Genomic DNA, 20168 nt, shown 5'->3' on the forward strand with positions numbered 1-20168 from the left:
TGTCAACCTACTCCCAGGTGTGCACCGGCTCGTTGGCGTGCATGTACTCGCAGTAGCGGCGCAGCATCTCGGCCAGGGCCGCGGGCCTGGTCATGCCGCCTTCCTGCAGGGCCCGCACGGTGGAAACCTGCCAGGTGGCGCCGTTGCGGCCCGCGCGGGCACGGCCCTCGATGACCCCCAGAAACCGGTCGCGCACCTCGGCGTCGACGCCCCAGCGCCGCAACCCCTCGTCGGCCATCGGCAGCAGTGTGTCGAGCACCAGGTCGCGTGCGGTCACCTCCCCGACCCCGGGCCAGCGCAGCCGGGCGTCGATGCCATCGCGCGCCGCCGCCAAGAAATTGGCCTCCGCCACGGCGAAATCCATGTCGGCCCACAACGGCCTGTCCGCTTCGGACAAGCTGCGCAGCATGCCGTAGAAGAAGGACGAATTCGCCAGCATGTCAACGACTGTCGGCCCGGCCGGCAACACCCGGTTCTCCAGTCGCAGATGTGGGCGCCCGTCGACCACGTCGTACACCGGACGGTTCCAGCGGTAGACGGTGCCGTTGTGCAGACGCAGTTCGGACAGGTGTGGGATGCGTCCGGCGGCCAGCTCGGCGACCGGATCCTCCTCGGACACCTCGGGTAACAGGGACGGGAAGTAGCGGATGTTCTCGCGATACAGGTCGACGACCGAGGTGATCCACTGTTCGCCGAACCACACTCGCGGGCGCACGCCTTGGGTTTTCAGCTCCTCCGGTCTGGTGTCGGTGGATTGGGTGAACAGCTCGATGCGGGTCTCTGCCCACAACCGGTGGGAGAAGAAGTAGGGCGAGTTGGCGCCCAGCGCCAGCTGCGGGCCGGCCACGACCTGCGCGGCGTTCCAGTTGGCGGCGAACATCTCCGGAGCCAGTTGCAGGTGCAATTGCATGCTGGTGCAAGCGGATTCGGGCGCTATCGTCGCGGTGTGCCAGTTCAACGGTTCGGGGCCGTCGATGTCGATGGGGAGGTCTTCGCCGCGGGCGGTGAAGATCGAGTCGTTGAGGGCGGCGTAGCGTGTCGACTCGCTCATCCAGTCGTGATCGAGGTGTTCGGGCATCAGCGTGGGCAGGATGCCGATCATGACGATGTGCGCACCGTCGGCGGCGCCGGCCTTGATCTCGGCCTCGTTCAGGCTGGCCCGCACCTCGGCCTCGAGATCCAGCCCGGTGTGCCCGGGCAGCGCGTGCGGGGGGACGTTGAATTCGATGTTGTAGGCGCCCAATTCGGTCTGGTACGCGGGATCGCCGATGGCGTCCAGAACGTGGCGATTGGACATGGCCGGCTGGTAGTCCGCGTCGACGAGGTTGCACTCGATCTCCATGCCGGTGAGCGGCTGTTCCGAATCGAAGCATGACTGGGCGAGCATCGTCTCGAACACGTTCAGGCACAGCTGAACCTTGCGCCGGTATTCGCGGCGGTGTGCGCTGTCGTACGTGGTGCGCTTGACCTCTTCGCCCACACCGCAGATGCAACAGGGTTACCGCCCGTAACGCAAGCTCTCCGGCGTCGCGGTTGCGGCCTCGCGCGCCGGGCGGGTAGTCCATGATGGACTTTTGCCGCAAAAGTGCCGGAGCTCACGGGTGGAGGAGGGCAGTTGGCCGAGTTCGCCGAATTCGTGGCCGCCATCGACCAGGGGACGACCAGCACTCGCTGCATGATCTTCGATCACGAGGGTGCCGAGGTGGCCCGCCACCAGCTCGAGCACGAACAGATCCTGCCCCGGGCCGGCTGGGTCGAGCACGACCCGGTCGAGATCTGGGAACGCACCTCCTCGGTGCTGACCTCGGTGCTCAACCGCGCCGACCTGGCTCCGAAAAACATTGCCGCGCTGGGTATCACGAACCAGCGTGAGACGACGCTGGTCTGGAACCGCAAGACCGGACGGCCCTATTACAACGCGATCGTGTGGCAGGACACCCGCACCGACCGAATCGCGTCGGCCGCCGAACACGACGGCCGGGGCGAGGTGATCCGCCGCAAGGCGGGACTTCCCCCGGCGACGTACTTCTCCGGGGCGAAGCTGCAATGGATCTTGGAGAACGTCGACGGAGTGCGCGATGCGGCCGAGCGCGGCGACGCGTTGTTCGGCACCCCCGACACCTGGGTGTTGTGGAATCTGACCGGGGGTCCGCGGGGCGGCGTGCACGTCACCGACGTGACCAACGCCAGCCGCACCATGCTGATGAACCTGGAGACGCTGGACTGGGACGACGAGCTGCTGTCGTTCTTCGCCATCCCCCGGGCGATGCTGCCGCGGATCGGGCCGTCGTCGTCGCGGCAGCCCTACGGGGTGACGACGGAAACCGGACCGGCCGGGGGCGAGATTGCGATCACCGGGATGCTCGGTGACCAGCACGCGGCGATGGTGGGGCAGGTGTGTCTGGCCGAGGGGGAAGCGAAAAACACCTATGGCACCGGCAATTTCCTGCTGCTCAACACCGGTGAGACGATCGTGCGGTCCGACAATGGGTTGCTCACCACCGTCTGCTACCAGTTCGGGGACGCCAAACCCGTTTACGCGCTTGAGGGTTCGATCGCGGTGACGGGAGCGGCCGTGCAGTGGCTGCGCGATCAGCTGGGCATCATCAGCGGGGCCGCGCAAAGCGAGGCGCTGGCCCGCCAGGTCGACGACAACGGAGGGGTCTATTTCGTCCCGGCGTTTTCCGGGCTGTTCGCGCCCTACTGGCGATCCGACGCCCGGGGCGCGATCGTCGGGCTGTCGCGGTTCAACACCAACGCGCATCTGGCGCGGGCCACCCTGGAGGCGATCTGCTACCAGAGCCGCGACGTGGTGGACGCGATGGCCGCGGATTCCGGTGTGCGCCTTGAGGTTTTGAAGGTCGACGGCGGTATCACCGGCAACGACCTGTGCATGCAGATACAGGCTGACGTGCTGGGCGTGGACGTGGTGCGTCCGGTGGTCGCCGAGACCACCGCGCTGGGCGCCGCGTACGCGGCCGGACTGGCCGTGGGGTTCTGGGCCGACCCGGCGGACCTGCGCGCCAACTGGCAGGAGGGCCGGCGTTGGTCACCGGCCTGGAACGACGAGCAGCGCGCCGAGGGGTATGCGGGCTGGCGCAAGGCCGTGCAGCGGACCCTGGATTGGGTCTCCCTCACCTGAGGTGACCTGATCCAGGGCCCGCCGACGCCGGTCAGTCTTCGCCGAGAATGCCGTAGATCTCGCGCCGCGCGTTGTTGAGGATGTCAACGATGCGCTGCTGCTGCTCGGCGGAAGCGGTGTGGGCGGACTGCCCGACCGCGCCGAACAACTGCCCGGCGGCCGCCCTCAGGTTCATGTGACCCGGGTCCGCCCCTTCGGTGATCTCGTCCCACGGCGGGGTCTCGATCTTCTCGGCCGCGCCGCGGCCCTGTTCGGTCAGCTCGAAAAGCTTCTTGCTGCCTGCGCTTTCGCTCGCGGCGATCAGGCCCTCGTCGTCGAGCAGCTGCAGGGTCGGGTAGACCGAGCCGGGGCTCGGCTTCCACAGTCCGTTGCTGCGTTCGGCGATCTGCTGGATCATCTCGTAGCCGTGCATCGGCCGCTCGGCCAGCAGCGTCAGGATGGCCGCTCGCACGTCGCCGCGCTTGCCGCGGCCCGGGCCGCCACGGCGCCAGCCGCCGCGTCGACCGCCGGGCCCGAAGCCGAATCCGGGACCGAAGCCCGGACCGAATCCGGGACCCAACCCGAACGGGGCCTCGAAGCCACCGGGGTGGCCGCCGCCGGCGTGGTCGCGGAGATGTTCGCGAAGGTCCCGGCGCGCCTGGCGCCGCGCCTCGTGCAGGGCGCGGCGGTCGACGGGGCCGGAGCCAAAGCCGAATCCGAAACCGGGCCGGGCGCCGAATGGTCCCTCGGGGGGAGTGAATGGGTTGCTCATTGTCTGTCCTTACGTTCGTGGGTTGTGCACCAGTTTGGTGCGCTACGGAATATCACGATATATCGGAACCTAACGCGATGCAACGGGATATGTTGAAAAATATCGCTTGCCGCCGCTGACCTGCGGAAATATGCGCCCAAAACCGGGGCTCGGTCTGGAGGGCCGGTTTGCAGAGGGCGGACGGCGGGTAGGAACTGTGGGATGGACGCTGACAACGACGTGACGGTCGGTCGCGGGGTCGCCGGTGCGGCCCCGTTCGGGGACCCCGGTGGTGCCCCGCGCCGGAACGCGTGGCCATGGGTCAACTGGGGGTTGGCGCTGGCCACGGTGCCCGCCGCCGCGATCGTGATGCTTTTCGCGCTGGGTGGCGTGATGAGCACCGCCGGCTGCAGCGGCCGCAGTTGCCCCAGCATGGGCCACGGCGGCATCGATTTCGGCGTCGCGTTCTACGGCGCGCCCGCGGTCGCGGTCGTCGTCATCGTCATCTCGGTTTTCACCGCCAAACACCGCGGCGGCATCGCCGTCCCGCTGTTCGGGTGGGCGCTGCTGATCGCCGACGTCGCACTGATGGCGGTGAGCGTCGCCGGCTAGCGCGCGTCAGTGCGGCGGTGCGAAACCATCCGGTGCACCGCCGTGGCCCGGCCCCGGGCCGGGCGGCCACGGCGGCGGGTACTGCTGCACCGCCCCCGGTGGCATGGTCGGCCAACCCGGGGCGGGCGGGCGCAGCCGGGCCAGTTCGCGGCGGTGCCGCTCGGCGAGGACGGCGGCAAGCACCAGTTCCGGCGGGGCTCCCGGTGGCGGTGGCGGCGCAATGCGGGCCACGACGTCACCGGCGATGCGGTACGCCATCTGCGTGCGTAGCTGGCGGTCGAGTTGCGGTGCCCGGGAAAGGAATTGGCGCGCGACCTCGGCCTGACCGACGGATAGCCCCGACAGCTGCAGCGACGCAGCCCACCAGGCCAGGGCCGGGGGCATCGTCGGCGGAGGTCCCAGCCGGGGTCCGCGTTCGTTGACCATCACCGTGCCGGCGAAGATATCGCCGATCCGTTTGGCCTTGGGCGACAAGATGCTGCAGATGACGGCGGGGCTCCCGAAGAGCATCCAGATTTCCACCAGCGAGGCCAGGGCGCGAAACAGCGCCTGGCGGAAGCGTTCTGGGCCGCCGTCGTCGGACACGACGCGCAGGCCCAAGGCGATCTTGCCCACCGAGCGTCCCCGCGTCGCGGTCTCGAGGATCAACGGGTAGCCGACAATTACCAGCACCGTAAATATAAGCAGGATGGCGTTACTCAGCGCGGTGTCGAACTGGGTCAGGGTGGCGGCCCACAGCATCAGCCCGAGCAGATAGCCGATCACCATGACGGCGATATCGATCAGCGCGCTCAATGCCCGCACCGGCAGCTGGGCGATCTGCACATCCAGCACCACGGCGTCCCCGGTCACCACCTCCGACATAACTTCGAACGGTACAGGCCGGGCGGGTGCGGCCGGCCACACTTGGTTGTGCCCGCGGGGGCATGGCCGCCGGGGCGATTAGGCTGCCCAGGGTGGACGTCGACGCATTCGTGCTGGCCCATCGCGGTACGTGGGACCGCCTCGACCGACTGATCGGGCGGCGCCGGTCGCTGAGCGGCGCGGAAATCGACGAGCTCGTCGAGCTGTATCAGCGGGTGTCCACCCACCTGTCGATGCTGCGCTCGGCGTCGTCGGATTCGATGCTGGTCGGCCGGCTCTCGAGCCTGGTCGCGCGGGCCCGTTCCGCGGTGACCGGCGCCCACGCGCCGCTGAGCAGTACGTTCGCCCGGTTCTGGACGGTGTCGTTCCCGGTCGTCGCGTACCGCACCTGGCGGTGGTGGCTGGCCACGGCGGCGGTGTTCTTCGCGGTGGTCGTGCTCGTCGCGCTGTGGGTCGCCGGCAGTCCCGAGGTGCAGTCAGCGCTCGGAACACCCAGCGACATCGAGCAATTGGTCAATCACGACGTCGAGTCGTACTACAGCGAACATCCCGCCGCCGCGTTCGCGCTGCAAATCTGGGTGAACAATTCCTGGGTTTCCGCCCAATGCATCGCGCTTTCCGTGGTGCTGGGGCTGCCCATTCCCTTCGTGCTGTTTGAAAATGCCGCCAATCTGGGCGTGATCGCCGGCCTGATGTTCCCGGCCGGCAAGGGCGACGTCCTGCTGGGATTGCTTGCCCCCCACGGGTTGTTGGAGCTGACGGCGGTCTTCCTCTCGGGGGCGGCGGGGATGCGATTGGGATGGTCGGTGATCTCGCCCGGAGACCGGCCCCGAGGGCAGGTCCTGGCCGAACAGGGTCGTGCCATCGTCTCGGTGGCCGTGGGCCTGGTGGCCGTGCTCTTGGTTTCCGGGTTGATCGAAGCGCTGGTGACGCCGTCGCCGTTGCCGACCGTCGTACGGGTCGGCATCGGCATCGTCGCCGAGGCGGCGTTCGTGTGCTACATCGTCTATTTCGGCCGCCGCGGGGTCAAAGCCGGGGAAAGCGGCGACATCGAGGACGCGCCGGACGTGGTCCCCACCGGCTGAGTTTCGCGAGACTGCAACTACCGACGGCCTTACTCGGGAAATGCGTCGGTGGTTACAGCTTCGCGGCGCCAAAGCTACAGGCGCCCGGTCGCTTTCATCGCCAGGTAGTGGTCGGCGAGGGCGGGTGCCAGCTCGGCGGGTGGGGCGTCGACGACCTCCACGCCGGTGCGGCGCAGCCGCGTGGCCATGGCGCCGCGGTCGTTGCGGGAGCGCTCGGCCGCGGCGGCGTCGTACACCGCCGCGGCATCGGAGCGGCCGGCGGCCATCTGGTCGACCCGCGGGTCGGAGACCGCGGCCAGCAGCAGGTGATGCTTGGCCGACAGCTGCGGCAGCACGGGCAGCAGGCCCTCGTCGAGGGCGGCCGGATTGAGGTCCGTCAGCAGCACCACCAGTGAGCGCCGACGGGCCCGCAGTGCGATGGCGGAAGCCATTGCCCGCCAATCGGATTCGACGAGCGTCGGCTGCAGGGGGGCCATCGCGTCGACGAGCTGGGCAAGCAGTTCGGTGCGCGAGGCGCCGAAGACGCCGGCCCGGCGCACCCGGTCGTGGGCGAGGAAGTCGACGTTGTCCCCCGCCCGCGACGCGAGCGCGGCCAACAGCAGCGCGGCATCCATCGACCAATCCAGCCGCGGCCAGCCCGCGGGATCGGAGGCGGTCGGGTCGACGCCGACCCGGCCCGCCGCCGTGCGGCCCGTGTCGAGCACGATCACCACGCGCCGGTCGCGTTCGGGGCGCCACGTGCGCACCACCACGTCGGCGCGGCGCGCGGTGGCGCGCCAATCGATCGAGCGCACGTCGTCACCGACGACATACTCTCGCAGCGAATCGAATTCGGTTCCCTGCCCGCGCACCAGGGTGGGTAGCAGGCCGTCGATCTCGCGCAGCCTGGCGAGCCGCGACGGCAGATGCTTGCGCGACAGGAATGGCGGCAGCACCCGCAGCTGGCCGGGCACCGATTGCGAACCTTGCCGCCCCGCCAGGCCCAGCGGTCCGATCGATCGCGCGGTGATCACAGTGGCGCGCTGATCGCCGCGGCGCACCGGTTCGAGCAGGGTCTGGACGTGCTGATCACCCCCGGCGGGGATGTCCACCGGGTGGGTGCGCGGGTGCGCGCGGGCGCTGGGCGGCCAGGCGTCGCGGACCTGGCCGCGAAACCGCCGCCGGCCGTCGTTGTGGATCACCAGCTCACACTCCACCTGCTGCCCCAGCCGGGCGGAGCGATCCGGGGAGCGCACGTAGCGCAGGCCGCCGGTGCGGGCCGCCAAGGCGACGTCGACGGCCACGGCGGCGGCCAGCGCCACCAGCAGGGCCACGAAAGCCGTTGCCGGCCAAGGCGACACCGCGATGGGCAGGACGCAGATCAGCGCGACCAGCCCGGTGCGTCCGGTCAGGATCACTAGCGGGGCACCGGAACCGACGCCAGAATCCCGTCGAGCACGCCGTCGGGCGTGGCCCCCTCGAGCTCGGCCTCGGGTCGCAGCATCACCCGGTGCCGCAGCGTCGGGCGGGCCATGGCCTTCACGTCGTCGGGGGTGACGTAGTTGCGGCCCGACAGCCAGGACCAGGAGCGCGCGGTGGCCAACAGGGCGGTCGCCCCGCGGGGGGACACGCCCAGCTGCAGCGCGGGGGAGGAGCGGGTGGCCCCGACGATGTCGACGATGTAGCCCAGTACCTCGTCGGCGACCAGCACGTGTCGCACGGCGTCGCGGCCGGCGGCCAGGTCGGCCGGCCCGGCCACCGGCTTGATCGCCGACAGGTCGCGGGGGTCGAAGCCGTGGGCGTGCCGGTGCAGGATGGCGACTTCGGCGTCACGCGGGGGCAGCGCCACATTCAGTTTGAGGAGAAAGCGATCCAGCTGGGCCTCGGGCAGCTGATAGGTGCCCTCGTACTCGACCGGATTCTGGGTCGCGGCAACGATGAAGGGGTCCGGCAGCGGCTGCGGTTCGCCCTCGACGCTGACCTGGCGCTCCTCCATCGCCTCGAGCAGGGCGGCCTGCGTCTTGGGCGGGGTGCGGTTGATCTCGTCGGCCAGCAGCAGGTTGGTGAACACCGGGCCGGGCCGAAAGACGAACGCGGCGGTGCGCGCGTCGTAAACCAGGGACCCCGTCACGTCGCCGGGCATCAAATCGGGGGTGAACTGCACCCGCTTGAACTCCAGCTGCAGCGCCGCGGACAGGGCCCGGACCAGCAGCGTCTTCGCCACTCCCGGAACGCCTTCCAGCAGCACATGCCCGCGGCACAGCAGCGCGATCACCAGGCCGCTGACCACGCCCTCCTGCCCGACGACGGCCTTGGCGAGCTCGGCGCGCAACGCCAGCAGCGCCTCACGTGCCGATTCAGTGGTGGGGGACTCCGCGGTGGTGGGTTGTGTCACGGGTGTGCGACCTGCCTTTCGATTTCGTCGAGCGCACGGGCAAGTTGTAACAGGTCGTTGTCGGTCGTCGGAGGCGGACCGAACAGATGGTAGGAGACGTATCCCGGATCGGACCCGATGCGCTGGGCCACGGTGGACACCACCGCCGCCGGTGCGGCGCCGGCGCCCAGCCCGAGTCGCGGCAGCAGCCGCTGCAGCGTGGCCGTGCGCAGCGCCGCGGCGGCGCGATCGCGTGCCCGCCGGGACCGATACAGCCGGCCGCGCCCCTCGACGGTCTCCGAGGCGCGCACCACCACGGGCAGCTCCTCGGCCACCAGCGGGCCGGGCCGGCGGCCCTTCCACGCGGCGACCAGCAGCACCACCAGCGCCAGTTGCCACACGATCCAGATCACGCTGGGCGGAATCAGGTCGAAAAGCGATGCCTTGGCGGAGGATTCACCCTCGACGCGATGGGGCGCGTACCACACGAGGCGGGGCCGGTCCCCGGCGAGGTTCATCGCCAGCGCGGCGTTGCCCGCTTGCAACAGGCTGCCGTTGGTCATGAACTCGGTGCTGCCGACCGCGGTGACGACCCGCCCGCCATCCCGGAAGCGGATCAGCGCGCCGCCGTAGCAGCGGGTCATCGCCCGGCCGTCCTTGGCCTTGTAGGTGTTGGTCGGCCCGAACCGGACAGAACCGGACCGAACGGCCTCGCGCAGAGTGCAATTCGGGCCGCTGTCAAAGCCGCTGGCGCCCGATACATCCACGTCCGGCAGCAGCGCCTCGCGGGCCCGCGTCGTCGGCTCCACCAGCAGCAGATCCGAGGGGATCTTCGCCAGCCGGTCGGCCACGGTGTCGGTCAGGTATTGGCTCTGTGCCACCAGGATCAGCGCGTCCGGGCGCGCGGCGTGTTCGACGTCGGCGATGGTGTCGGCGACCACGACGTCGACGCCGGCGTTGCGCAGCAACTCCACCAGCGCGTGCGCGCCGTCCGGGCCGCTCGACGCCGGGTCCATCCGCGCGCCGGGGCGCGGCGCGCTCAGGTAGGCGTCGACCCCCGCGATGACGGCGAGCACCAGCAGGAGGACGACCACCCAGCGCCAGGACCGCCGGCGCCGGGGCGCGGTTCCGGGGCGGTCCTCGGTGATCGTCGCCATCACCGCACCTGGGCCCACGACTCGGGGACGGCGGGCCGGCCGGCCTCCGCCGGGACGCCCGACCAGCGCGACCGCAGGTGGTCGTCGAGGTCGGCGATCATCCGGTAGGCGGCCTGGGTGCCGGTCTGCTCGCCGTAGGTGACGTCGTTGAAAGCCGTTGCCGCTTCGGATAATTCGCCAGCCAGATGGGGCAACGCGGTGCCGGCGTCGCGAGCCAGCTCGTTGGCCGTGCGGCCGGGGGCCGCCGCCAGCACACCGGTCTCCTCGAGCTGGCGGGCGACGGCGCGCAGCCGGTGGCGTATCGCCGCCGCCCAATCGCCCTCGGCCGCGTAGCTTTCGGCCGTCGCGCGATGCTGGGCGGCCGTCAGCTGGGCGGCTTCGAACAGCAGATGGTCGCCGCCACGGCGGGCGCGCATGGTGCGCCGCGCGATGTGGACGGCAACCAGCACCGCGATGGCCAGCAGGATCAAAAGCACTGCCGCCGTGAACCATCCGCCCGGCACCGTGGAGGTCTTCTGCAGCATCCGGTAGATCAGGTCGTTGAGCCAGTGGAGGAATTGGTCGGCCGCCGACCCCTTGGAATAGATCGGCTTGTTGAGTTCGTCCTGCGCGGCACGGTGCGCGGCATCGCGGTCGATGTCGATGGAAGGCATGCTCAGCTAGTCCTCGCTCAGCCGTTACAGCGGCCGCGTGAGCCAGAGGTGGTCGGTGGACGCGGCCGCGTAGGGCCCGTGGGCGGCTCCGGTCTGTAATACCAGGTCGAACGCCTCGGCGCGCATCCGGCGGTCGGTGTAGAGCAGGACGATGACTCCGGCGTTGAACGGCGCGGTGATGATCTCGCCGATCGCCGCCCCGACGGAGAGGACGGCGGTGCTGATCAGGAAAGCCGTGCCGGACGAGGTGATCTGGAGAAACTGGCCGGCGATGCTGAACGGCACCGCGACGGCGTTGGCGACGATGGAGGCCACCAGGAAGGTGAGGGTACGGATGCCCAGCACCCGCCAGAAGCCGTTGCGGATCAGCCTGAACGATCGGGCGATCGCGTCGAGCACCGGCAGCCGCTCCAGCACGATCAGCACCGGGGCGAACAGCGCCGCGGTGTACAGGTACACCAGCGCCGCGACGACGACCAGCACCAGAGGGATGCCGAGCACCACGGCCGCCGCGGCGCTACCGATCGCCGCCAGCACCCCGATGATCACCGCGACCAGCCCGGCCAGGGCCGCGACCACGACGGCCTCCAGCAGGGCCAGGCCGAGCAGGGCGTGCAGCCGCCCACGGATCTTGGCCCAGGTTTCACCGATGGTGATCGGCGACCCGAACACCGCCCGCCCGACGATGACGGTGAGCATTCCGGACAGCAGCATGCCGCCCAGCCAGCCGACCAGGAGGCCGGCGCCCACCGACGCCGTAAAGGCGCCCAGGACGCCCGCGGTCAGGCCGTCGGATTCGTCGGTGGTGAATCGGTCGTGGGCGGCCAACGGTCCGAAGAAGGCGGCCTTGGTGATGATCTGCATGATCACCACGACGATCGCGGTCAGGCCCAATGTCGCTTTCGGATTGGCGCGGATGTAGCCGACCGCGCCGTTGAAGATGTCGCCGAGGGTCAGCGGCCGCAGCGGGATGATGCCGGGTTTGACCGTTCCGTAGCCCGGCGGCGGGCCGAAGGTGGGTGGGGACCCGTAGCCCGGCGGCGGTCCGTAGCCGGGCGGGGGTGGATAACCCGGCGGGGGCGCGTAGCCCGGTGGGGGGCCGTACGTCGGGGGCGGCCCGTACGCCGGGGGCGGGCCATAGTGGGGTGGTGGGCCGTATGCCGGCGGCGGGCCAACCGGATAACCAGGCGGCGGCGCGCTCACCGAACCCCGAGGCCTTGCAAACTAGCTCTGCAGCCGGGCGCGTCGTTCGTCATGGGCTCCATCCTGTCGGCGGCCGTGGCATTTCACAATGTTCACCGGCGTTCACCCGCGTTCATACGTGTGGAACCGCGTTGTCCCCCCGCGCCCGCGCGTAGCGTCTCACACATGGCGGAACTCAAATCCCGGCTCCGGACGGACCTGACCGCGGCGATGAAGGCCCAGGACAAGCTGCGAACGGCCACCCTGCGCATGCTGCTGGCCGCGATCCAAACCGAGGAAGTGTCCGGTAAGCAGGCCAAAGACCTCACCGATGAGGAGGTCATCAGGGTGCTGGCCAAGGAATCCCGCAAACGCGGCGAATCGGCGGAGATCTATACCCAGAACGGGCGCGGGGATCTCGCCGCCAACGAGCACGCCGAGGCGCGGATCATCGACGAGTACCTGCCCACCCCGCTCACCGAGGCGGAGGTGGCCGACGTTGTCGACACGGCGATCGCGCAGGTGGCCGAGGAAATCGGCGAGCGTCCGGGCATGAAACAGATGGGCATGGTGATGAAGGCCGCCAGCGCGATCGCGGCCGGCAAGGCCGACGGCGCCCGCTTGTCGGCCGCCGTCAAAGAGCGCCTGTAGCCCGACCGGTTCGGTGGTGTCGTTTGTCCTCGGGGCAGCCGGGTACCCAATTGCGCATGACCAATTTTGGCTACACTTTGATGACCGAACAGAGTGGACCCAAAGAGCTTGTCCAGTACGCCATTTCGGCCGAAGAGCGCGGTTTCGACTTCCACGTCTGCAGCGACCACTTTTCACCGTGGCTCACCTCGCAAGGACACGCGCCCAACGCCTGGGCGGTGCTGGGTGCGGTGGCACAGGCCACCGAACGGGTGGACCTCTACACCTACGTGACGTGCCCGACGATGCGGTATCACCCGGCCATCGTCGCCCAGCAGGCCGCCACCGTGCAGATCCTGTCCGACGGCCGGTTCACCCTGGGGTTGGGCAGCGGCGAGAACCTCAACGAGCACGTCGTCGGCAAGGGCTGGCCGGTTGTGACCCGTCGGCAAGACATGCTGCGTGAGGCCATCAAGATCATCCGGGAACTGTTCGGCGGGCAGCTGGTGGACTTCACCGGCGAGTATTTCCAGGTCGACTCCGCGCGGTTGTGGGACGTGCCCGACATCCCGGTCGGCATCGGGGTGGCCATCGGTGGCACCAAGGCGATCGACAAGTTCGCCAAGCTGGCCGACCATCTGATCGCCACCGAGCCCAAGGCCGATCTCGTCGACGGTTGGCACGGCGCGCGTCAGGCCGCCAACCTCGCCGGCGGCGGGCGGGTGATCGGCCAGATACCGGTCTGCTGGGACCCCGATCGCGACACCGCCGTCAAGCGCGCGCACGACCAGTTCCGCTGGTTTGCCGGCGGCTGGAAGGTGAACGCCGACCTGCCGACCCCGGCCGGCTTCGCGGGCGCCACCCAATTCGTGCGCCCCGAAGACGTCGCCGAGACCATTCCGTGCGGACCCGATCTGGACGCGATCGTCGAGGGCGTGCGGCCCTACTGGGAGGCCGGATTCACCGATATCGCGCTCATCCAGATCGGCGGGGAAACCCAGGAGCGATTCCTCAAAGAGGCCGCCGAGCCGTTGCTCGCCGCGCTGCGCGAGGCAGCAAACTGATCAGCGGGGAGCGACGATGAGCGACCAATCAGGCGACACCACAGCCACATTGGTCAAGGCGCTCGGCGGTGCCAGCTTCGTCCTGGGCATCAGCGAACTACTGGCCCCGGGGAAGGTCGCCGCGATCGCGGGCGTGAACGACACCACCCGATCGCGACGGGTGATCCGCGCGCTCGGGCTGCGCGAATGCGGTCACGGCGCGGCGCTGCTGGCGGGTCCCGACAAACTGGTGTGGACGCGCGTGGCCGGGGATGTCCTGGATATGGCCCTGCTGGTCGCGGGTGTGGCCGCCCGCGGTCCCGGGCGACGGCGGCGGGGCACCATCTGTGCCGCCGCCCTTTCCGGGATCGCCGGCCTGGACCTCTACACGGCGATGCGAACCCTTTGATCCGACGGGAATCGTTGATCGCAGGAAGGAAGACGGCGATGTCAAACGAATTGCAAGGAAAGAAAATAGCGTTTCTGGCGGCCGACGGCGTGGAAAAGGTTGAGCTCGAACAGCCACGCGCGGCGCTGCACGACGCCGGCGCGCAAATCGAGGTGCTGTCGCTCGAGGACGGCGAAATCCAGGCGCGCAACCACGATCTCGAGCCGGCCGGGACCTTCGCCGTCGACCGGAAAGTGTCGGAGGCGTCGGTGGACGAATACGACGGCCTGGTGCTTCCGGGTGGCACCGTGAACCCGGACAAGCTGCGCATGGACGACGACGCCGTTTCGTTCGTCCGTGATTTCGTCAGATCGGGGAAGCCGGTGGCCGCGATCTGTCATGGACCGTGGACGCTGGTGGAAGCCGGTGTGGCGGTGGGCCGGACGTTGACGTCCTACGCGAGCATCCGCACCGATCTTCGCAACGCGGGCGCCCGCGTGGTAGACGAAGAGGTCGTCGTCGACGGCAATTTGATCTCGAGCCGATCGCCCTCGGACCTCCCGGCCTTCTGCGCGGCGATCCTCGAGCAGTTCGCCCACGCGACGGCGCGTTAGCGGTGGTGACTTTTCGGCCGGTCGGTTTGAATGCGCGGGTTTGCGGGCATTATCCCGCCAAGCCGTGATCAGCGGCGATCCTTGTAGGGTTCTCGAAAGGCCAATAGTGACGACCACGTATCCCGAGCCCGCCGTCTTGCCCGCCCACAACGTGTATCAGCCGCAAGAGGATTCCAGACTGCTGGTCGACGTGATGCACGACACCGGTCTGATCCCGGGGCGGCATGTCCTTGATTTGTGCACCGGCAGTGGCTTCGTCGCGATCGCGGCCGCGGGCATGGGCTGCGCCGATGCGACGGCCTTCGACATCTGCCCGCAGGCAGTGCGCTGCGCCCGGGAAAACGCCGCGGTTGCCGGTGTCGACGTCGACGTTCGCGAGGGGTCGTGGATCGCGGCAGTGGAGTGCGCGCCGTTCGACGTGGTGGTGTCGAACCCGCCCTACGTGCCGACTCCCCCCGGTGCTGAGCTGGAAGCGATCTACCCGGTCGCCGGACCGTCGTGGGCCTGGGATGCCGGCCAAGACGGCCGCCAGATACTCGACCCCCTGTGCGAGTCGGCACCGAAGTTGTTGCGCGACGGGGGATCCCTGCTGCTGGTGCACTCGGCGCTGGCCGGTGTCCAACAGTCGCTGGATTCCCTCAAGTGGGCCGGCATGGAGGCGGAAGTGATTGCCTCGAAATGGATTCCGTTCGGTCCGGTGATGACATCCCGGGCGACTTGGCTGGAAGATGTCGGCCTGATACCACGCGGGCGCCGGGAAGAGGAACTGATCGTGATCCGGGCTGAAAAGCGATGAGTCCCACCCGGGTTCAGGTGGTTCCCAACGGGCCGGTGCTGGTGTCGGGTCCGGTGCGCATCGAGATGCCCGGCGGCGAAGTCGTCGAGTCCGACCGTTTCATGGTGGCGATCTGTACCTGCCGGCGCAGCGGCAGGTACCCGTTGTGCGACACCAGCCACCGCAGGTGCCGGCGACTCAACAAGACGACCACTACTACGGCAGCGGCCGCCGCAACGACGTCTGATCCTGCTTCCACGACGCCATAATCGTTTCCGCCAAGCGGTTTTCGACCGCGGCGTGTGCGCGGATCCCGAAAATGATGTCACGCTCGAGCTGCGGCTCCCTCGCGACGAGATCGCCGACCACATCGCCGCGCACCACGTGTTCGTGTACCGCGTCGGCCTCGACGTGCTCGCTGTAGAAGGCGATGCAGGCCGCCGGCGCCCGTAAGCGCTCCAAGGCCCGAACCATCCGTTGGGATCCCGGCGGCGAAGTGATCTCGGTCGAGGCGAAGTGCCCGATCGCGGCGCCGCGCAACGAGCGGTGCAGCCCGAACAGCGACATGAGGTTGACCGCCGCCAGCGATTCGGCGGGAACCGCGTCGACGTAACCCCAATATGTCGCGTCGAGCCCGGCCGCGGCCAGCAGATCGGCGAACAGCTGCTGGTGCAGTCGCGGGCCCTGCCCGGCGCCGTACTCGTCGAACTCCACCGCCACGAAGGCCGCTTTGGCGGTGCCGATCAGGCGCGGAATGGCCCACGCGTGCGGATCGCCCTCCTTGAGGTGATACACCGAGCGGTGCACGAAATATTCGCGCATCTGCTGCCACGTTCCGGTGTCACGCAGGTAATACGACGGGCCGGTGCCGTCGACGGGCTCGACCGAAATCGCTTCCATTTCGGCCGCCGCCGTCTGATCGGGTTCGATGGGATCGACGTCGCGGCGCACACCGGCCAAAAACACGCGCTCCAATTCGGCCCGCAGCGCCAGCAGCGCCGGATTCCACTCCCATTCGGGGTCGACGCCGGCAAAGCCGCGGTAGTGCAGCTCGTAGCACACGGACAGCGCCAGCTGCAGATCCAGACCGTAGGGGTCCGAATCGCGCACAGATGCGCCGATGCGTGCGAAATGGTCAACCGACGGCGGGCCCGTCAGGGCGCAACGAACGGCCGTCGACAGCGGCCCGTGCGCCTCCGGCAGGACGGGTTCAGTCATGGTCGATGCGAGGGTCACGCCGGTGACTACCCGTATCCGGGGCCCGGCAAACGGCGCCGCAACACTTTTCGATGCCCACTACTCGGATGCTGCCGGCAATCGGAACGTGATATCGGCGGTGGTGCCGGTGGCCGCGGTCTCGAGTTCCATCGCATGGCTGAGCGCCCTGATCAGCGGCAAGCCGCGCCCACCGTTGACCGGGTTGGCGGCCGGCGTCTTCCACGACCCGTAATCGGTGATGCGGGTGTGCACTTCGCCGTCGCCAAGGCTGGCCTCGACCACCATGGCCCCGGCGACGAATCCCCGGTAGGCGTGCTCGACGCAATTGGTGCAGGCTTCGTTGACCACCAGCACGATGTCGGCGGCCAGCTCATCCGTGATGTGGGCGGCGCGCAGCCAGTCCGCGAGACGGTGCCTGATACGAACCAATTGGTCTGCGGTGGCGTCACTTTCGATGCGCAGCGGGGTCTGATGGTGGCGGTAGATCACCATCGCCACATCGTCGTCATAGCCGCCCTCCGGCGCCAGTTCACGAAGCATCTCATCGGCGACGGTGTCCAACGGCAATGACTTCGTCCGCGCCAGAAAGTCTGCCGCGCGGGCGATTCCGTCGTCGATCGACTCGTGTTTGCGTTCCACCAGCCCGTCGGTGAACAACATGAGGGTCGAGCCGGGCGGCAGCACCTGGGTGGTCTGCGGTCGCGGCGCATCGCGGCGGACCGCGAGCGGCACCGAAGCGGCGTCGGTCAACAGGGTCGTCGTACCGGGCTCGGGCCCGGTGAGCACGGCCGGCATGTGGCCGGCGTTGCTGTACTGCAGGACCCCGGTTTCGGTGTCCAGGATCGCGAGAAAGACGGTGGTGCAGTAGGCATTCGGGATGAGCGACGCCGCCGAGTCGAGCTGATCGAGCAGCACCGCGGGCTCGGCGCCGTTGATCAACAGCGCTCGCGCGGAACTGCGCAGCTGCCCCATGATGGCCGCGGCCGGCAGGCCGCGGCCCACGCAGTCGCCGACGACGATGCCGATGCGGTGATCGCCGATGGGCAGCACGTCATACCAGTCACCGCCGATCTCCAGCGGCAGCACCGCGGGCTCGTAGCGCACCGTGAAACCCGGCGGGGGCTTGACGGGCGGCAGCATGGCGCGCTGCAACGTCAGCGACGTCTCGCGGGCATTCTCGAACTGACGGACGTGCTGCATGGCCAGACTGAGATGGCTGATCAGCACGGTGACCAGCAGGCGGTCTTCGCCGCTGACCCAGCGAGGCGTGCGCAGCTCCAGCCACAGCGCCAGGTCCCCGGTGCCGGAGAGCACCGCAACCAATCCCTGAGCCTTGCCGGGATGATCGGGTGACTCAACGGTTTTCGCCGTCAGCGGTAATTGCTGACGCGCGTCGGTGAAGGTGTGACGCAACGTCGGATCCAGTTTGCGCCACGAAGTTGCCGAGGGCTCGCCCGCGGCGTGGACCGTCGGGTCGCCCTCGCCGCTGGGCCACATGACCGCGACCACGCGCTGCACGTCGATCGCCGCGCGGCACTCGTCGAGCGTGATCGACAGCAACTCGTCCACGCTCTTGGCCACCGCCACCGCCGTGGCCAGGCGCAAGACCGCACTCTCCCGCGCCGCAAAAGCGCGCTCCGCGGTGATGTCTCGAACGGTCCCGACGTAGGCGGCGCGGTCGCTGCCGGACTCCTTGACCGCGTTGATGCTCACCTTCACCCAGGCGAGATGCCCGTCGCCGTGGCGGATCGGCGTTTCGTAGTCGGCCCTGCCGTGGTCCAACACCCGGCCGATCTGTTCGGCCGCCGTCTTGGTGTCGACCAGCCACGGGTGCGGCCACCGATAGGGCAAGCCCTCGCTCGGAAACCCGATGATGTCGATGAAGGCGCTGTTCACCTCGATCACGGAGCCCTCGTGGTCGGCGACGAAGAACCCCTCCTGCAGCGAATTCACCAGCGCGTTGCGGAACTTGTCGCGGTCGGCCAGCCCCTCGGCGCGAGCCCGCTGTTCCGCGTAACGCTTGTTGCCGTCGATGAAGCCGCGCATGGCCACGTCGAGCGGAACCATCAACTGCAGCAGGAACTCCAGCGCGATCGGCCCGTCGATGCGCACGTCCTTCGCGATTTCAAAGACCAGGCGGACGTGGTTCTCGACGATTTCCAGCAGGCTGATTTGATCCTGTAGGGCCGTGCGGCCGAGCTCGTATCCGATCGACAGGCTGGCCTCGTCGCGGGTGTCCAGGTAGGCGCGCAACGCGGCGGCGTACTGCGCGTGGAAGCCGGCCGCGGAGACGTTGTCGCTCATGTCGAGGCCCCCCTGTGCCGCGCCGTCAGCACCATCGCGTCGTCGGATTCCTTGGCGTGCTTGCCGAGAATTTCTTCGGCGATGGCGACAGCATGGGCCGAGAAGTCGAGGTGCTCCAGGTAATCTTCCCCGATCCCGTCGGTGCTCATCACGAGCAGATCGCCGGGGCGGATCGAAACCGCCTGTGCCGGACGGATTTCCGGGATCCGGTAGCCGACGATGCCTCCGGTGAGACGGGCACTGGACCGGACCTGGATACCGCTGGGTGCCTTGGCCACCAGATCGGCGGTGACGTTGCCGACCCCCGTCCACTCCAGCGTGTTCGCGGCAAAATCGACTCGCGCCAACGTCATTGCGACCCCCCTGGTCCCGGTGAGCAGCCGGTGGCAAAGCTCGATCAAAACTTCGAGCCGCTCGGAACTGTTGCGCTTGACCGCATCGATCGCGCGCAGTGCAGCTTCCGCGGCAGCCGGCCCGTGGCCGAGGCCGTCCACCAGACCGAACAGCACGGCCTCACCGCCGATGTCGACTGCGATGCCCCGGTCGCCGGAGGTGTACTCGCTGGGCAAGGGCCGGCCCGCCCTCGCCCACTCGATGGGTCCGCAGCGGCCGCTTTCATGCACGGGGAGGGACCCATTTCCACATTTCGATGACGGTTCCCTGGCCGACCGTGGACTCGACGACCAACCGGTCCATCAGGCGGCGCGCGCCCGGCAGCCCCATCCCGAGCCCGCGTCCGGTCGAATATCCGTCTTCCATCGCGCGTTCGATGTCGGCGATGCCGGGCCCCTGGTCCTCGGCGCGCACCACCAATGCCTTGCGGCCCTCCCGGTCGGCCACCCCGACCCGCACGGAGCCACGGCCGGCGTAGCTGGTGATGTTGCGGGCGATTTCCGAGATCGCCGTGGCGATCATCGTGACGTCGGTCAGGGAGAAGCCCAAATCAAGGGCGAGTTCGTGTCCCGCCTTGCGGGCTTCGACGATGTCGTCGGGATTGTCGATGGCGACGACGATATCAGCCGCCACCATCGCGTCCGATCGTCGGTTTCCGCTGTGCCAGTTGGCGATTCAGAAGGGACAGGCCCTCTTCGAGGTCCAGCGCGGTGTTCATGTCGTCGAACGCCAGGCCAAGCTGGACCATCGCGAACGCCACCTCGGGCTGCAGGCCGACGATCACCGTGTCCGCGCCGCGCAGCCGGGTCATGTGCGCGATCGTGCGCAGCGACCGGGCCGCGAAGGAATCCATCACGTCGATGGCGGTGACGTCGACGATGATGCCCTGCGCGCGGAACCGGCTGACGCGCTCCATGAGGTCGTAGCGCAGCCGTTCGGCGTCGGAGTCCGAGAGCGCGGCCTGCACCGAGGCGATGAGGATCGAACCCTGTTTCAGGATCGGTACTGGCATGCGGCGCTCGCGT

At 68.8% G+C, this 20168-nt stretch carries 22 protein-coding genes; 9 read left to right on the forward strand and 13 right to left on the reverse strand.

Annotated features, from left to right (window positions below; genetic code table 11):
• Positions 1-7: 7 nt before the first annotated feature.
• Positions 8-1480 carry a glutamate-cysteine ligase family protein gene (locus AC0KTM_RS26780; RefSeq protein WP_238955611.1) on the reverse strand — a complete coding sequence of 491 codons (1473 nt, stop codon included), beginning with the start codon at positions 1478-1480 and terminating at the stop codon, positions 8-10.
• 135 nt (positions 1481-1615) lie between these two features.
• Between AC0KTM_RS26780 and glpK the strand changes: the two genes are divergently transcribed.
• Positions 1616-3142: a glycerol kinase GlpK gene (gene glpK, locus AC0KTM_RS26785; RefSeq protein ID WP_225326129.1), complete on the forward strand. Its 1527-nt coding sequence runs from the start codon at positions 1616-1618 to the stop codon at positions 3140-3142.
• Between the two features lie 31 nt (positions 3143-3173).
• Here glpK and AC0KTM_RS26790 read toward each other — a convergent pair whose 3' ends face one another.
• Complete coding sequence (locus tag AC0KTM_RS26790; protein WP_238955612.1) at positions 3174-3893, reverse strand: PadR family transcriptional regulator; 720 nt, start codon at positions 3891-3893, stop codon at positions 3174-3176.
• 201 nt (positions 3894-4094) lie between these two features.
• Here AC0KTM_RS26790 and AC0KTM_RS26795 point away from each other — a divergent pair, with 201 nt between their 5' ends.
• A complete protein-coding gene (locus tag AC0KTM_RS26795) occupies positions 4095-4484 on the forward strand; it encodes a hypothetical protein (protein WP_225326131.1) in 390 nt (129 codons plus the stop codon).
• A gap of 6 nt (positions 4485-4490) precedes the next feature.
• Here the strand turns inward: AC0KTM_RS26795 and AC0KTM_RS26800 are convergent, their stop codons facing one another.
• Positions 4491-5348 (reverse strand): RDD family protein, encoded by an 858-nt coding sequence (locus tag AC0KTM_RS26800; RefSeq protein WP_472417190.1) that lies wholly within the window; start codon positions 5346-5348, stop codon positions 4491-4493.
• Between the two features lie 92 nt (positions 5349-5440).
• Here AC0KTM_RS26800 and AC0KTM_RS26805 point away from each other — a divergent pair, with 92 nt between their 5' ends.
• Positions 5441-6433: a stage II sporulation protein M gene (locus AC0KTM_RS26805; RefSeq protein WP_225326133.1), complete on the forward strand. Its 993-nt coding sequence runs from the start codon at positions 5441-5443 to the stop codon at positions 6431-6433.
• A gap of 74 nt (positions 6434-6507) precedes the next feature.
• Here AC0KTM_RS26805 and AC0KTM_RS26810 read toward each other — a convergent pair whose 3' ends face one another.
• Genes AC0KTM_RS26810 through AC0KTM_RS26830 form a run of 5 tightly spaced genes read right to left on the reverse strand, consistent with a single transcriptional unit; the run spans position 6508 to position 11799 of the window.
• Positions 6508-7830 (reverse strand): DUF58 domain-containing protein, encoded by a 1323-nt coding sequence (locus tag AC0KTM_RS26810; RefSeq protein WP_225326134.1) that lies wholly within the window; start codon positions 7828-7830, stop codon positions 6508-6510.
• Positions 7830-8807, reverse strand: a complete 978-nt coding sequence (locus tag AC0KTM_RS26815; protein WP_225326135.1) for an AAA family ATPase — start codon at positions 8805-8807, stop codon at positions 7830-7832. Before AC0KTM_RS26815 ends, AC0KTM_RS26810 begins: the two co-directional genes overlap by 1 nt.
• A complete protein-coding gene (locus tag AC0KTM_RS26820) occupies positions 8804-9943 on the reverse strand; it encodes a DUF4350 domain-containing protein (RefSeq protein ID WP_225326136.1) in 1140 nt (379 codons plus the stop codon). The genes AC0KTM_RS26815 and AC0KTM_RS26820 overlap by 4 nt, the downstream gene beginning before the upstream one ends.
• Positions 9943-10596 (reverse strand): DUF4129 domain-containing protein, encoded by a 654-nt coding sequence (locus tag AC0KTM_RS26825; protein WP_225326137.1) that lies wholly within the window; start codon positions 10594-10596, stop codon positions 9943-9945. The genes AC0KTM_RS26820 and AC0KTM_RS26825 overlap by 1 nt, the downstream gene beginning before the upstream one ends.
• A 24-nt stretch (positions 10597-10620) precedes the next feature.
• Complete coding sequence (locus AC0KTM_RS26830) at positions 10621-11799, reverse strand: DUF7847 domain-containing protein (RefSeq protein WP_225326138.1); 1179 nt, start codon at positions 11797-11799, stop codon at positions 10621-10623.
• Positions 11800-11964: 165 nt separating this feature from the next.
• On the opposite strand from AC0KTM_RS26830, the gene AC0KTM_RS26835 reads away from it, so the two are divergent.
• The 6 genes from AC0KTM_RS26835 (at position 11965) to AC0KTM_RS26860 (ending at position 15497) form a co-directional block, all read left to right on the forward strand.
• Positions 11965-12429, forward strand: coding sequence for a GatB/YqeY domain-containing protein (locus AC0KTM_RS26835; RefSeq protein WP_225326139.1), 465 nt, complete (start codon positions 11965-11967; stop codon positions 12427-12429).
• A gap of 56 nt (positions 12430-12485) precedes the next feature.
• Positions 12486-13472 (forward strand): LLM class F420-dependent oxidoreductase, encoded by a 987-nt coding sequence (locus AC0KTM_RS26840; protein ID WP_225326140.1) that lies wholly within the window; start codon positions 12486-12488, stop codon positions 13470-13472.
• 16 nt (positions 13473-13488) lie between these two features.
• Positions 13489-13860 (forward strand): malate dehydrogenase, encoded by a 372-nt coding sequence (locus AC0KTM_RS26845; protein ID WP_225326141.1) that lies wholly within the window; start codon positions 13489-13491, stop codon positions 13858-13860.
• A 38-nt stretch (positions 13861-13898) separates the two neighbouring features.
• Positions 13899-14453 (forward strand): type 1 glutamine amidotransferase domain-containing protein, encoded by a 555-nt coding sequence (locus tag AC0KTM_RS26850; RefSeq protein ID WP_225326142.1) that lies wholly within the window; start codon positions 13899-13901, stop codon positions 14451-14453.
• 106 nt (positions 14454-14559) lie between these two features.
• Positions 14560-15249 (forward strand): HemK2/MTQ2 family protein methyltransferase, encoded by a 690-nt coding sequence (locus AC0KTM_RS26855; RefSeq protein ID WP_225326143.1) that lies wholly within the window; start codon positions 14560-14562, stop codon positions 15247-15249.
• Complete coding sequence (locus AC0KTM_RS26860; protein ID WP_225326144.1) at positions 15246-15497, forward strand: CDGSH iron-sulfur domain-containing protein; 252 nt, start codon at positions 15246-15248, stop codon at positions 15495-15497. Before AC0KTM_RS26855 ends, AC0KTM_RS26860 begins: the two co-directional genes overlap by 4 nt.
• On the opposite strand, the gene AC0KTM_RS26865 is transcribed toward AC0KTM_RS26860, so the two are convergent.
• The 5 genes from AC0KTM_RS26865 to AC0KTM_RS26885 form a co-directional block, all read right to left on the reverse strand.
• The gene (locus AC0KTM_RS26865) at positions 15445-16446 is read right to left on the reverse strand and encodes an iron-containing redox enzyme family protein (RefSeq protein ID WP_225326145.1); all 1002 of its coding nucleotides are present in this window, start codon (positions 16444-16446) and stop codon (positions 15445-15447) included. The genes AC0KTM_RS26860 and AC0KTM_RS26865 overlap by 53 nt on opposite strands.
• A 78-nt stretch (positions 16447-16524) precedes the next feature.
• Positions 16525-18750 (reverse strand): SpoIIE family protein phosphatase, encoded by a 2226-nt coding sequence (locus AC0KTM_RS26870; protein ID WP_225326146.1) that lies wholly within the window; start codon positions 18748-18750, stop codon positions 16525-16527.
• The gene (locus AC0KTM_RS26875) at positions 18747-19319 is read right to left on the reverse strand and encodes a SpoIIE family protein phosphatase (protein ID WP_225326147.1); all 573 of its coding nucleotides are present in this window, start codon (positions 19317-19319) and stop codon (positions 18747-18749) included. The genes AC0KTM_RS26870 and AC0KTM_RS26875 overlap by 4 nt, the downstream gene beginning before the upstream one ends.
• 46 nt (positions 19320-19365) lie before the next feature.
• Positions 19366-19776 (reverse strand): anti-sigma regulatory factor, encoded by a 411-nt coding sequence (locus AC0KTM_RS26880; RefSeq protein ID WP_225326315.1) that lies wholly within the window; start codon positions 19774-19776, stop codon positions 19366-19368.
• On the reverse strand, positions 19766-20155 hold the full coding sequence (locus AC0KTM_RS26885; RefSeq protein ID WP_008263312.1) for an STAS domain-containing protein: 390 nt from the start codon (positions 20153-20155) through the stop codon (positions 19766-19768). Before AC0KTM_RS26885 ends, AC0KTM_RS26880 begins: the two co-directional genes overlap by 11 nt.
• Positions 20156-20168 lie beyond the last annotated feature (13 nt).

The sequence above is a fragment of the Mycobacterium sp. NTMscope_Eco_3 genome (assembly GCF_976985685.1).